At 50.9% G+C, this 12,712-nt stretch carries 11 protein-coding genes and 1 pseudogene; 8 read left to right on the top strand and 4 right to left on the bottom strand.

Features of this window, described 5'->3' with window-relative positions; genetic code table 11:
- Positions 1 to 566: 566 nt before the first annotated feature.
- The gene (locus HMPREF1028_RS01515) at positions 567 to 1,295 is read right to left on the bottom strand and encodes a YebC/PmpR family DNA-binding transcriptional regulator (protein WP_003776493.1); all 729 of its coding nucleotides are present in this window, start codon (positions 1,293 to 1,295) and stop codon (positions 567 to 569) included.
- Between the two features lie 372 nt (positions 1,296 to 1,667).
- On the opposite strand from HMPREF1028_RS01515, the gene HMPREF1028_RS01510 reads away from it, so the two are divergent.
- From HMPREF1028_RS01510 to HMPREF1028_RS01495, 4 genes are all read left to right on the top strand, one after another.
- Positions 1,668 to 3,086: a sodium:alanine symporter family protein gene (locus HMPREF1028_RS01510; RefSeq protein ID WP_009311049.1), complete on the top strand. Its 1,419-nt coding sequence runs from the start codon at positions 1,668 to 1,670 to the stop codon at positions 3,084 to 3,086.
- A 157-nt stretch (positions 3,087 to 3,243) separates the two neighbouring features.
- On the top strand, positions 3,244 to 4,839 hold the full coding sequence (locus HMPREF1028_RS01505; protein ID WP_009311048.1) for a peptide chain release factor 3: 1,596 nt from the start codon (positions 3,244 to 3,246) through the stop codon (positions 4,837 to 4,839).
- 89 nt (positions 4,840 to 4,928) lie between these two features.
- Positions 4,929 to 5,306 (top strand): hypothetical protein, encoded by a 378-nt coding sequence (locus HMPREF1028_RS01500; RefSeq protein ID WP_009311047.1) that lies wholly within the window; start codon positions 4,929 to 4,931, stop codon positions 5,304 to 5,306.
- 90 nt (positions 5,307 to 5,396) lie between these two features.
- Complete coding sequence (locus HMPREF1028_RS01495) at positions 5,397 to 5,918, top strand: hypothetical protein (RefSeq protein WP_003767670.1); 522 nt, start codon at positions 5,397 to 5,399, stop codon at positions 5,916 to 5,918.
- Between the two features lie 269 nt (positions 5,919 to 6,187).
- Here the strand turns inward: HMPREF1028_RS01495 and gap are convergent, their stop codons facing one another.
- Positions 6,188 to 7,219 (bottom strand): type I glyceraldehyde-3-phosphate dehydrogenase, encoded by a 1,032-nt coding sequence (gene gap, locus HMPREF1028_RS01490; protein ID WP_009311046.1) that lies wholly within the window; start codon positions 7,217 to 7,219, stop codon positions 6,188 to 6,190.
- A gap of 521 nt (positions 7,220 to 7,740) precedes the next feature.
- Here gap and HMPREF1028_RS01485 point away from each other — a divergent pair.
- Positions 7,741 to 8,640, top strand: a complete 900-nt coding sequence (locus tag HMPREF1028_RS01485; RefSeq protein ID WP_009311045.1) for a zinc ABC transporter substrate-binding protein — start codon at positions 7,741 to 7,743, stop codon at positions 8,638 to 8,640.
- Positions 8,641 to 8,951: 311 nt separating this feature from the next.
- Here HMPREF1028_RS01485 and HMPREF1028_RS01480 read toward each other — a convergent pair whose 3' ends face one another.
- Positions 8,952 to 9,173, bottom strand: a complete 222-nt coding sequence (locus HMPREF1028_RS01480) for a hypothetical protein (RefSeq protein ID WP_009311044.1) — start codon at positions 9,171 to 9,173, stop codon at positions 8,952 to 8,954.
- Positions 9,174 to 9,778: 605 nt separating this feature from the next.
- On the opposite strand from HMPREF1028_RS01480, the gene HMPREF1028_RS01475 reads away from it, so the two are divergent.
- The 3 genes from HMPREF1028_RS01475 (at position 9,779) to HMPREF1028_RS01465 (ending at position 12,083) form a co-directional block, all read left to right on the top strand.
- Complete coding sequence (locus HMPREF1028_RS01475; protein WP_009311043.1) at positions 9,779 to 11,314, top strand: sodium-dependent transporter; 1,536 nt, start codon at positions 9,779 to 9,781, stop codon at positions 11,312 to 11,314.
- Positions 11,311 to 11,403, top strand: coding sequence for a methionine/alanine import family NSS transporter small subunit (locus HMPREF1028_RS13100; protein ID WP_009311042.1), 93 nt, complete (start codon positions 11,311 to 11,313; stop codon positions 11,401 to 11,403). The genes HMPREF1028_RS01475 and HMPREF1028_RS13100 overlap by 4 nt, the downstream gene beginning before the upstream one ends.
- 389 nt (positions 11,404 to 11,792) lie before the next feature.
- Positions 11,793 to 12,083, top strand: coding sequence for a hypothetical protein (locus HMPREF1028_RS01465; RefSeq protein WP_009311041.1), 291 nt, complete (start codon positions 11,793 to 11,795; stop codon positions 12,081 to 12,083).
- 175 nt (positions 12,084 to 12,258) lie between these two features.
- Here HMPREF1028_RS01465 and HMPREF1028_RS01460 read toward each other — a convergent pair.
- Positions 12,259 to 12,712, bottom strand: a pseudogene (locus HMPREF1028_RS01460) (IS630 family transposase); the annotation flags it as partial.

Genomic DNA, 12,712 nt, shown 5'->3' with positions numbered 1-12,712 from the left:
CTTTAAATCAGGACAAGGCGACGAAGCCGCAGACAGTACAGATAGTACGGAATCGATTCACTTGGTGCTTCAGCACCTTAGAGAATCGTTCTCTTTGAGCTAAGGCGAGGTAACGCCGTACTGGTTTAAAGTTAATCCACTATACATCGTGTTTTCAGACGACCTTTGTGTGTTAATCATTTTCGTGGACAGAGTCCACGCTACGGCACTTGTGTCGCCAATAAACTTTGTAGCGTGGGCTTCGCCCACGAGCCACTCAAGATTTCAGACGACCTGTCCGCCAGTCAGCTTCGTGGATAGAACCCACGCTACGGATACCGTGCCAACCAAAACCGATACGCAGTCCAAACATGAAAGGTCGTCTGAAAACTTACATCAGGTTTTCAGACGACCTTTGCGTATTCATCATTTTCGTGGACAGAGTCCACGCTACGGCACTTGTGTCGCCAAAAAATTTGTAGCGTGGGCTTCGCCCACGAGCCATTGAAGATTCCAACAAACAACCCGCCAAAAATCCCAGACGCAAAAAAAAGCAGACCCAACAGGTCTGCTTTCAATATTGCCTATTAATCCAGATTCAAAACGGCGGAAGTGTAAACGTCCTGCACGTCATCCAAATCTTCCAACGCGTCAATCAGTTTCTGCATTTTGACGGCGTCTTCGCCGGAGAGCTCGGTTTCGTTTTGGGCGCGCATGGTGACGTCGCCGTCAACGGATTTGTAGCCTGCGGCTTCCAATGCCGCTTTTACGCCCGCCCAATCGTTCGGGGCGGTGATGACTTCGATGGAGCCGTCGTCGTTGGCAATCACGTCTTCCGCACCGGCTTCCAGAGCGGCTTCCATCAGCGCGTCTTCGTCAACGCCGGGCTCGAACACCAAATAACCTTGATGCACGAAGTTGAACGCTACGCAGCCGTCGGTGCCCAAGTTGCCGCCGTTTTTGGTGAACGCATGGCGCACGTCGGCGACGGTGCGGGTTTTGTTGTCGGTCAGGCAGTCCACCATCAGCGCCGCGCCGCCGATGCCGTAGCCTTCGTAGCGCAACTCGATATATTCCACACCTTCCAAATTGCCCGTACCTTTGTCGATGGCGCGTTGCACGTTGTCTTTGGGCATATTGTTTTCGGCGGCTTTTTCCAAAGCCAGGCGCAGGCGCGGGTTGGCGCCGGGATCGCCGCCGCCCATGCGGGCTGCGACGGTAATTTCTTTAATCAAACGGGTGAAGATTTTGCCGCGTTTGGCATCTTGACGGGCTTTTTTATGCTGGATATTCGCCCACTTGCTATGACCTGCCATATATGGATTCCTTTCGATTTTCCGCCTTATCCGGCGGGCTCTTGCTCATTTTCAAAGGGCGCATTTTAACATAGGTTGAATATACCTAAAATATTCAGACGACCCTGCATTCTGCCTAAAAGGTCGTCTGAAAACGCCAATAGCGCCCGACAAACGCAAAAATCTTGTCTTTGCCCAAACCTGACCCTTTTTTTCGTTTGCCTCACAAAAGGTTTACGGTATCATGCAGGCCTGCTTCAGGATTGTTGACAACTTGGGGCGAAACGGACGAAGCCGGCCTGCTCGCCGCGCCGTCCGACACAACGGCATTCAACGGAGTAACCGCCGCCGGATGCCGTCATCTGTTCATTTTTCAATATAAGGTTTGTAATTATGGAAAAAACATTGTCTGCACTGGTGGGCGCAGTCAATCTGATTCTGTGGGACTACCTGCTGATTTACGCCCTTTTGGGCATCGGCCTGTTTTTCACACTCTATCTAGGTGCGCCGCAGATTACCAAATTTGGCGAAGGCCTCAAATCCGTCTTTGGCGGTTTGTTTTCCAAAAAAGACAAAGACGATAAATCTTTGTCGCAATTCCAAGCACTCGCCGTTGCCGTCTCCGCCCAAATCGGCACGGGCAACGTCGCCGGCGTGGCAACCGCCATTACCGCAGGCGGGCCGGGCGCGATTTTTTGGATGTGGCTTTCCGCCGTTTTGGGGATGTCCACGATTTTTGCCGAAGCCCTGCTCGCGCAAAAATACCGCGTCGTCAGCCACGGCAAATACATCGGCGGCCCCGCGTTCTACATCACGCACGGCCTGACCCCGAAAATCGGGCGCGGCGCGGCGCGTTTCTTATCGGGCTTCTTCTCCATCGCCCTGATTATCGCACTGGGTTTTATCGGTAACGCCACGCAGGCAAACTCCATCGCCTCCTCCGTTACCATCGCCTTTAACGTACCGGCATTGGCAGTAGGCATCACCCTCGCCGTCCTTGCGGGCATGATTATCGTCGGCGGCGTAAACCGCATCGCCAACATCGCCCAATTCGTCGTGCCGTTTATGGCGATTATCTATATTTTGTGTGCGGTCGTTATCCTGTTTGAATTCTCCGACCACATCGTACCGATGTTCAACCACATCTTTACCGCCGCCTTCAATCCCGAAGCTGTGTTAGGCGGCGCGGCAGGTATCGGTATGCGCGAAGCCGTCCGTTACGGCGTGGCACGCGGGCTGTTTTCCAACGAAGCGGGTATGGGTTCGACGCCGCACGCGCACGCAACCGCCGACGTGAACCACCCCGTTCAACAAGGCTTGGCGGCATTTATCGGCGTGTTCATCGACACCATCTTGGTCTGCACCGCCACCGCGCTGATTATCCTCCTGACCGATGCCAACCTTTCCGGCGAACAAGGCGCGGCGGTGACCCAATTCGCCTTCAGCAAAGCCTTCCCTGGCTTCGGTTCGCAACTGCTCGCCGTCTGCCTGACCTTCTTCGCCTTCACCACCATCATCGGCTGGTACTACTTCGGCGAGTCCAACATCCGCTTCCTCTTCAGGGGAAAACACTTGGGCATCTACCGCGCGCTCGTGCTGCTGGCTATCGTGTTGGGCACGCTGGGCAAAGTCGATTTGGTTTGGAGCCTGTCCGATATGTTCAACGGCTTTATGGTCATCCCCAACTTAATCGCCCTATTCCTCTTGCGCAAAGAAATCCGCGCCGTTTACGACGATTATCTGGCGCAGAAAAAAACAGGCAAAGGCTTGTCCTACCAATATGAATTCCACGAATTCCACGACAAGGCTTAATCCGCCATCGTGAAAAGGTCGTCTGAAAAGCTTTCAGACGACCTTTTTTATCCCCTAATCATTGAACCGATTAATGTTTTTTTGTACAATCCCCGCCATCTCAATCCTTTCTCAGGCCGTCGGAAAAGCGGCCTGAACCTTTTTGCAAAGAAAGCCCATGTCCCAAGAAATCCTCGACCAAGTGCGCCGCCGCCGCACGTTTGCCATCATCTCCCACCCCGACGCAGGTAAAACCACGCTGACTGAAAAACTCTTGCTGTTTTCAGGTGCGATTCAGAGCGCGGGTACGGTGAAAGGCAAGAAAACCGGCAAATTTGCCACCTCCGACTGGATGGAAATCGAAAAGCAGCGCGGCATTTCCGTGGCATCAAGCGTGATGCAGTTCGACTACAAAGACCACACCGTCAACCTCTTGGACACGCCGGGACACCAAGACTTCTCCGAAGACACCTACCGCGTTTTGACCGCCGTGGACAGCGCGCTGATGGTCATCGACGCGGCAAAAGGCGTGGAAGCGCAAACCATCAAACTCTTGAACGTCTGCCGCCTGCGCAATACGCCGATTGTCACGTTCATGAACAAATACGACCGTGAAGTGCGCGACTCTTTGGAATTGCTGGACGAAGTGGAAAATATTTTAAAAATCCGCTGCGCGCCCGTCACTTGGCCGATCGGCATGGGCAAAAACTTCAAAGGCGTGTACCACATCCTGAACGACGAAATCTATCTCTTTGAAGCGGGCGGCGAACGCCTGCCGCACGAGTTCGACATCATCAAAGGCATCAACAATCCCGAATTGGAACAACGCTTTCCGCTGGAAATCCAGCAGTTGCGCGACGAAATCGAATTGGTACAGGCTGCTTCCAACGAGTTCAATCTCGACGAATTTCTCGCCGGCGAACTCACACCCGTGTTTTTCGGCTCGGCGATTAACAACTTCGGTATTCAGGAAATCCTCAATTCATTGATCGACTGGGCGCCCGCGCCGAAACCGCGCGATGCGACCGTACGCATGGTCGAGCCGGACGAGCCGAAGTTCTCCGGATTTATCTTTAAAATCCAAGCCAATATGGACCCGAAACACCGCGACCGCATCGCCTTCTTGCGCGTCTGCTCCGGCAAATTCGAGCGCGGTATGAAGATGAAACACCTGCGCATCAACCGCGAAATCGCCGCGTCCAGCGTGGTAACGTTCATGTCGCACGACCGCGAGCTGGTGGAAGAAGCCTACGCGGGCGACATCATCGGCATCCCGAACCACGGCAACATCCAAATCGGCGACAGTTTCTCCGAAGGCGAACAACTGGCATTCACCGGCATCCCCTTCTTCGCACCCGAACTGTTCCGCAGCGTCCGAATCAAAAACCCGCTGAAAATCAAGCAACTGCAAAAAGGTTTGCAACAACTCGGTGAAGAAGGCGCGGTGCAGGTCTTCAAACCGATGAGCGGCGCAGATTTGATTTTGGGCGCGGTCGGCGTGTTGCAGTTTGAAGTCGTTACCTCGCGCCTCGCCAACGAATACGGCGTGGAAGCCGTGTTCGACAACGCATCCATCTGGTCGGCGCGCTGGGTATCGTGTGAAGACAAGAAAAAACTAGCGGAGTTTGAAAAAGCCAATGCGAGCAATCTGGCGATAGATGCAGGCGGAAACCTCGCCTACCTCGCCCCCAATCGCGTGAATCTGGGACTCACGCAGGAACGCTGGCCGGACATCGTGTTCCACGAAACGCGCGAGCATTCGGTGAAATTGTAAAATGCAGATCAGGTCGTCTGAAACCTTGACAGGACAGACGATTAGAATCTTTTTTATGCAATCTACGTCTATGATTTAAAGGAATGTTGATGAAAAAACAAATTGTATTGGCTGTTGCCCTGCTTCTGACCACTGCTGTCGCAAATGCCGGCGGAGCCAAACTCTCCTGCGGCAAACAGAAATGGGATGGAACAGAATTAGGCGTAACAAAATGCCGTTATTCAGGTAACTCTTTATCTGACGCTTATACTGCTGCTTTAAAAAAAGAGGGGCAAAACGGAGTACTGCCCAAAACCCTGCCAACCCGTAATATGAAACGTCAAATAAACGAAGAAACGGAAACCTCCATTCAATGGACCGGCAAAAAAATAGTCAATGTTTGCGTAAATAGCGAGGGATTCGATTGTTTCGAATTGAAACAGCAAAAAGATCATGTGGATGTTACATTTACAGTCGCAACACCATAAATCTTGGTTTAGGTCGTCTGAAAACTCAGTATGGCAACAAATATGGATACCTGATACAGCCGACCAATTTTGCCTAATTCGGAGAAAATCATGCAAAAACTGCTTTTAGCGGCAGTATTCATGGCAAGCATGCAATTTGCTGCCGCCGAACGCGCACCCATAGCAATTCCTAAAAAAGTACAGGAAGCCATCAATGAAGATAAACAAACCTGCCGTGAAATGGGGGGAAAATTCTCTGTTGGTCAGGCTTTGGATATTATCGATTTGAATAACGACGGTTATCATGATTTTGTCTACGACATGAGCAAGGTCACTTGCGCCAACGCGCCTGATCTGGGCGGCTCCGGCGGCTGGGCGGTCACTGTTTTTGCAGGTCAACCGGATGGTTCTGCCAAACAGGCATTTCTTCATGGCGCAGTCGGAACAAAAATCATCGACAACAAACTTTATTTAGGCGTGGGTGGAGAGCTATGCGGCGAAGACACACGCGGTAAAGTACGCGCACAATATCAAAATTGTATCCGTCCGCTACAATGGAATGCACGCAAGAAAGTGTTTGAGTTTGCGCCCGTCTCACAGAAAAAACCTTTCCCCAAAAGCTTGCAGCGTTAAGGATAAAATCAATCAGTCGGTCGTCTGAAACCCGTAAACTGCACCTTCACAAAGGTGCAGTTTTTTTATTCCTGCCTGCAACTAGGTGCTTCATCTTTTTAGGTATGACGACAACCATGAGTGTTGCAGTTTGAGATTAAAAAAGCCGAGTCCTGCAATATACAGAACCCGGCTTATAGAAAACGTCCGAACAATCTCTTATACGCGCCCAAATTTTGCCGGGCAATTCAAGTTTTCAGACGACCTTTTAGCGTATCAAACCATCCGTTTTATTCAAACGGGCGTACTTCCAAACCGAACATACGGCGGGCGGTATTCAGCATTTGGCAGCTAAAGCCCCACTCGTTGTCGTACCAAGCGAACACTTTGACCATGTTGCCGTCGGTTACTTTGGTCAACGTTGCGTCAAAGGTACTGGCTTGGGTAGTGTGGTTGAAGTCCATAGACACCAGCGGCAGTGTGTTGTAGCCCAACACGCCTTTCAGACGACCTTCTTCTGAGGCGGCCTTCATCAACGCATTGATTTCTTCGACACCCGTATCGCGCGCGGCTTGGAAGCTCAAGTCCACCAATGAGACATTGACGGTCGGCACGCGGATGGCAAGGCCGTCGAGTTTGCCTTTCAATTCGGGCAAGACCAAACCGACGGCTTTCGCCGCGCCGGTTTTGGTCGGAATCATGTTTTCCACACCGCTGCGGGCGCGGCGCAAGTCTTTATGGCGCACGTCGGTCACGGTTTGGTCGTTGGTCAGGGCGTGAATGGTGGTCATCGCGCCTTTGACGATGCCGATGTTTTCGCTCAATACTTTGGCGACGGGGGCGAGGCAGTTGGTGGTGCAGGAAGCATTGGAGATGACGGTCATGTCGTCGGTAATCACGTCGTCGTTCACACCGTAGACGATGGTCGCGTCAACATCAGCCTCGCCCGGTGCGGAAATCAGCACTTTTTTCGCGCCGCTTTCAAGATGGACATTGGCTTTGGATTTGCTGGTGAACGAGCCGGTGCATTCCATCACCAAGTCCACGCCCAAGTCGCGCCAGGGCAGTTCGGCAGGGTTGCGGGTGGAGAAGAATGGGATTTTGCGGCCGTTGATGATGAGGTGGGTCGCATCGTGGGAAATATCGGCATTAAAGCGGCCGTGGACGGTGTCGAATTTGGTCAGATGGGCGTTAGTTTCGAGGCTGCCGCTGGCGTTGACGGCGACGACTTCAAGTTGGTCTTGCAGGTTGTAATCGTAGATGGCGCGTAATACTTGGCGGCCGATGCGGCCATATCCGTTAATGGCGACTTTAATGCCCATGTTTTTTCCTTTTGGGGTATAGGGTGGTTAACTGATTCGCACATTATAGCAAATTTGTAGTGTGATGTAATTAACATTTTATCAAACAAATCTTATTCAATCATATCTGCTTATTTTTATCCCAAAAAGATAATGAATTATTTTGTTCTAAAAAATTCCATATAAGGAAATTTATATTTCAATTATATTTAAAATATACGCATTTAATCTTGGTTTCCCACTCTCTCAAAAAAGGGAAAACCTGCATCTTCCTGATTTTATTTATTTGAAAAAGATAATCTCTAACCAAAATCCGCTACATCACGCAACAAAACTCCCCGCCATTCCTTCTCTTTTATCTTTAAAATCAATAAATACAATTCCATTTCTAATTTCATAATAAATTAACAAACCTCTGCCCTCCTCCCAAATCCCCCGTTTTCAAGGCATAAAGCGCGTTCTTAAGCGGAGGCTGCTTGAAGATTCCGTCCCACTGTTTTAAAATAAAAATGTTACGTTATATCAATCTGGAGAGAGAAAACATGAAACATTGGAAACTCGGCGTCATCGCTGCATTAATGTCCGGCGCAATTTATGCAGCCCCGATGAACGTCGTTACCAGCTTCAGCATTTTGGGCGACGTTACCAAACAAATCGGCGGCGACCGTGTTGCCGTGCAAAATTTGGTCGGTGCCAACCAAGACACCCACGCCTATCACATGACCAGCGGCGACATCAAAAAAATCCGCGGTGCAAAATTAGTCCTGCTCAACGGCTTGGGCTTGGAAGCGGCTGACGTGCAGCGTGCCGTCAAACAAAGCAAAGTCCCCTTCGCCGAAGCAGCCAAAGGCATACAGGCGCTTAAAGACGAAGAAGGCGAACATCATCACGACCACGAAGGCCACCACCACGACCACGGCGAATTTGACCCGCACGTCTGGAACGACCCCGTTTTGATGACGACCTACGCCCAAAACGTCGCCAACGCCCTGATTCAGGCAGACCCCGAGGGCAAAACCTATTACCAACAACGCTTGGGCAACTACCAAGTGCAGCTGAAAAAACTGCACAGCGACGCTCAAGCTGCGTTTAACGCCGTTCCCGCCGCAAAGCGCAAAGTCCTGACCGGACACGACGCGTTTTCCTACATGGGCAAACGCTACAATATCGAGTTCATCGCCCCACAAGGCGTGAGCAACGAAGCCGAGCCATCCGCCAAACAAGTGGCTTCCATCATCCGCCAAATCAAACGCGAAGGCATCAAAGCCGTGTTCACCGAAAACATCAAAGACACGCGCATGGTTGACCGCATCGCCAAAGAAACCGGCGTCAACGTTAGCGGCAAACTCTACTCCGACGCACTCGGCGGCGCACCTGCCAATACTTATATCGGCATGTACCGCTACAACGTCAAAGCCTTGACTGATGCGATGAAAAAATAAAACCGCAGAATTCAGCGTGAGCGGATAAATCGAAAGGTCGTCTGAAACAAGCTTGGCAAATTAAGCCAAAACCTGTTTCAGACGACCTTTTATAGTGGATTAACTTTAAATCAGGACAAGGCGACGAAGCCGCAGACAGTACAGATAGTACGGAACCGATTCACTTGGTGCTTCAGCACCTTAGAGAATCGTTCTCTTTGAGCTAAGGCGAGGCAACGCCGTACCGGTTTAAAGTTAATCCACTATATCTTTCTTTTTCGAAGCGCTGCGCCAGTGCGTATCCGCAACAACCGCAGCGTTGACGCTCAAATTTATTCGTCGTCTTCTTCCAACGCTTCTTGCCCGCCTTTTTCGGCAAAATGACCCAACAGCCAAATCAAAGCGCCACCACCGGTAACCCCTGCTTTAATCCACATTGCAGTATCTTCCCCCCAGTTATAAATCCATGCTAAAACTTTCGGCACAGCATTCATATAATTCAAACCGAACGCTAAAAGACCCAGGATAAACAAAGTGCTGCCAAATCTTTTCATGAAGATTCCTTTCGATGAAAATCAGAAGATTTATAAAGAAATATAAAAAAGATTACTTTCCGCGCAATATAGATGTAAAACGATATCATTATAGTCGAAACAAATTAAAAAATATATTTTCACGCAAAATACATGGTTGAGAGCAAGCACCTCATTCCTCATCAAAGAACATATAGTGGATTAACTTTAAACCGGTACGGCGTTGCCTCGCCTTAGCTCAAAGAGAACGATTCTCCAAGGTGCTGAAGCACCAAGTGAATCGGTTCCGTACTATCTGTACTGCCTGCGGCTTCGTCGCCTTGTCCTGATTTAAAAGTTAATCCACTATAAATACCCCCTTTGAAAAAACAGGTCGTCTGAAAAAACACCCCCATCCTGCACCCCATCTTCCCTCATCTTCCCCAAACTGCCTGAAATACAGCTAAAAATCCGTTTTCCCCACTTGCCAAGCCTGTTAAATTTTTTTACGATACAGCCATAGATTGTAAACAAAGGCCACAAGCCGACTGTTTTTCAGACGACATTACCCCTGTCAGACCTCATTTCTATAACCGTAAGCCGCCAAGCGGCTGTTTTCATACCACATTAAAGCAAGAGGTATCAACGTGTCTGATTCCAAAACAAACGAACGCGCGACGTTTAGCAACCGCCGCGCGTTTATGGTTGCCGCTATCGGCTCTGCCGTCGGCCTGGGCAACATTTGGCGTTTCCCCTACATCGCCTTCGAAAACGGCGGCGGTGCGTTCCTCCTTCCCTATCTGGTCGCGCTCTTGACCGCCGGCATCCCGCTGCTGCTGCTCGACTACGCCATCGGCCACCGCTACCGCGGCTCCGCTCCGCTGGCTTTCCGCCGCCTCGGCCGCTGGTTCGAGCCTGTGGGCTGGTGGAACGTGATGACCAACGTCATCATCTGTATCTACTACGCAGTCATCATCGGCTGGTCGGCAAGCTATGCGTATTACTCGCTGAACGCCGCATGGGGCGCAGATCCGCAGGCGTTTTTCTTTAAAGACTTTTTGAACATGGCAGGTCCTGAAGCCTTAGGCTTGGATTTTGTCGGCAAAGTCGTCGGCCCGCTGATCGGCGTATGGCTGTTTACCTGCATCATCATGGCTTTGGGCGTACAAAAAGGCGTAGCAGGCGCATCGTCGTTTTTCATGCCGCTGCTTTTGATTATGTTCATCATCATGGTCGGCATCTCGCTGACGCTGCCGGACGCGGCTAAGGGCTTGGACGCGCTGTTTACGCCCGACTGGTCGAAACTTTCCGATCCTAGAGTCTGGGTTGCCGCATACGGTCAGATTTTCTTCTCGCTCTCCATCTGCTTCGGCATCATGGTGACTTACTCTTCCTACCTGAAGAAAAAAACCGACTTGGGCGGTACCGGCTTGGTTGTCGGCTTTGCCAACAGCAGCTTTGAATTGCTCGCCGGTATCGGCGTATTCGCCGCGCTGGGCTTTATCGCACAAGCCAATGGACAAGCCGTCAGTCAAGTTGCTTCCAGCGGCATTGGTTTGGCTTTCATCGCCTTCCCAACCATCATCAACCAAGCTCCGATGGGTGCGCTGATCGGCGTATTGTTCTTCGGTTCGTTGGTATTCGCAGGCATTACCTCGATGATTTCCATCGTTGAGGTCATCGTTGCCGCCATTCAGGACAAATTGAACATCGGCCGCGTCAACGCTACCCTGCTTGTCTGCATCCCGATGGGCATTATCTCCACCCTGCTCTTCGGCACGACCACCGGCTTGCCCGTTTTGGACGTATTGGACAAATTCGTCAACACCTACGGCATCGTCGCTGCCGGCTTCGTCTATGTTTTGGGCATCATCGCCCTGCGCAAACTGCCCGAGCTGCGCAACCACCTGAACGCACTCTCCTCCGTCCGCGTCGGTGCGATTTGGACTGCCAGCGTCATCTTTACCGTTGCCATGCTCGGCTATATGTTGTACCAAGACACAATCGGCCTGCTTAAAGAAAACTACTCGAAATATCCCAGCGATTTCCTCAATATCTTCGGCTGGGGCATGTCGATCGGTCTGATTGTCATCTCCGTGGTGCTGTCGCTTCTGCCTTGGAAGCATGGTCAAAACTTCAACGTCAAAGACGAACACGAACATGAACAAGGAGACAAAGAATGAGTACCTCGGCCATCGTCATGATGATTATCGCACTCGTCGTCATCTGGGGCGGATTCATTCTGTCCGTATGGCGGCTGCCTGAAGAATAGGCTTTTTCCAACAAGTGTTGCAGACACCGCACAGGTCGTCTGAAACCCAAACGCCCCGAAACCGCATTGCGGCTTCGGGGCGTTTTATTGCCGCCAAATCCAAGACAGACCAAGCTTTCCATCTATCAGCCGAGTAACCGTACCGAACAAAAGCAACATTTGTTTACGCTAATTTTCCACAGGCGGGCGAAAGGTAAACAAAGGGCTGATTATAATGAAAATAACTCCGGCATCTGCCGTGTTTCACGAAAGGAAGAAACAATGACCATGAAACCACTTATGGCGGTATTGCTCGCCGCCAGCCTCAGCCTCCCCGCCATCCACGCGGAAGCGCGAGGCACGGCAAACCGAAAAAAGCCACCCTTGCCGGCGCAGCAGCAGGCGCAGCCTTGGGCGGTCTGTTGGGCAACGACGGACAAAGCGCAATCATCGGCGCAGTGGCGGGCGGTTTGGCAGGCAACGCCTACGCCTACCACAATAAAAAAATGAATCAAAAAGACAACGATATCGCCTTGCGCGACCGCCGTTACCGCGAATCCCGCTACTACGGCTACGACGGTTACGGCTACGGTGATCCGTACTACCGCGATACGTACTACAAAAAACACAAACATAAACATCACCACCGCAAACACTACCGCGACTGGGACGATGATTACTACGATTACGACGACGATTAAACCCATCGTTTGACCGTCTGAACAAAAGGTCGTCTGAAAACCTGAAACCGGGTTGAACCGCCTTCCAACCTTAGGGATGTCCTAGCCATTTTCAGACGACCTAGACAAGCCGGATTCTGCTTCCCGCAGATTCCGGCTTTTTCCATTTCCAAGCGCGTCGTTCATGATTGTATAGTCAATTAAAATCAAAATAGGACAGTAATGCATCGTCAAATCGGGCGTAATCAGACAATACGGTTCGCAGATACCGCTTAATATTCGCCCACACCTTCTCAATCGGGTTGAGCTCAGGTGAATAAGGTGCAAGAGGTAATACCTTATGTCCCCATTTTTCCGCCATTTCCCGTAAGACACCCATACGGTGAAATCGTGCATTATCTAAAATAATCACCGATTTTTGAGTCAATGCGGGCAGTAGGCATTGCTGAAACCACGCTTCAAAAAAGACTCCGGTCATCGTATTTTGATAAACCATCGGAGCAATCAGCCGGTTGCCGACTTGTGCGGACACCAGAGATAAGCGTCGGTATCTTTTTCCACTTATCTGCGCTTTCACTATTTGCCCTTTCAGGCTGCGGGCATAGGGACGGAACAGGTAGCGATCAAATCCTGTTTCATCCAAATAAACA

It is taken from the genome of Neisseria sp. GT4A_CT1, from assembly GCF_000227275.1.
Taxonomy (GTDB): domain Bacteria; phylum Pseudomonadota; class Gammaproteobacteria; order Burkholderiales; family Neisseriaceae; genus Neisseria.
The sequence above is the reverse complement of the archived record's forward strand: the minus strand, read 5'-3'. Positions and strand labels throughout refer to the sequence as shown.

Excerpts from the sequence above, each read along its gene's own strand:
- HMPREF1028_RS13100 (WP_009311042.1), top strand. The coding sequence starts at position 11,311 with ATGAGTACCTCGGCCATCGTCATGATGATTATCGCACTCGTCGTCATC.
- HMPREF1028_RS01510 (WP_009311049.1), top strand. The coding sequence starts at position 1,668 with ATGGAAAAAACATTGTCTGCACTGGTGGGCGCAGTCAATCTGATTCTG.
- gap (WP_009311046.1), bottom strand. The coding sequence starts at position 7,219 with ATGGGCATTAAAGTCGCCATTAACGGATATGGCCGCATCGGCCGCCAA.
- HMPREF1028_RS01500 (WP_009311047.1), top strand. The coding sequence starts at position 4,929 with ATGAAAAAACAAATTGTATTGGCTGTTGCCCTGCTTCTGACCACTGCT.
- HMPREF1028_RS01505 (WP_009311048.1), top strand. The coding sequence starts at position 3,244 with ATGTCCCAAGAAATCCTCGACCAAGTGCGCCGCCGCCGCACGTTTGCC.
- HMPREF1028_RS01495 (WP_003767670.1), top strand. The coding sequence starts at position 5,397 with ATGCAAAAACTGCTTTTAGCGGCAGTATTCATGGCAAGCATGCAATTT.
- HMPREF1028_RS01515 (WP_003776493.1), bottom strand. The coding sequence starts at position 1,295 with ATGGCAGGTCATAGCAAGTGGGCGAATATCCAGCATAAAAAAGCCCGT.
- HMPREF1028_RS01485 (WP_009311045.1), top strand. The coding sequence starts at position 7,741 with ATGAAACATTGGAAACTCGGCGTCATCGCTGCATTAATGTCCGGCGCA.
- HMPREF1028_RS01480 (WP_009311044.1), bottom strand. The coding sequence starts at position 9,173 with ATGAAAAGATTTGGCAGCACTTTGTTTATCCTGGGTCTTTTAGCGTTC.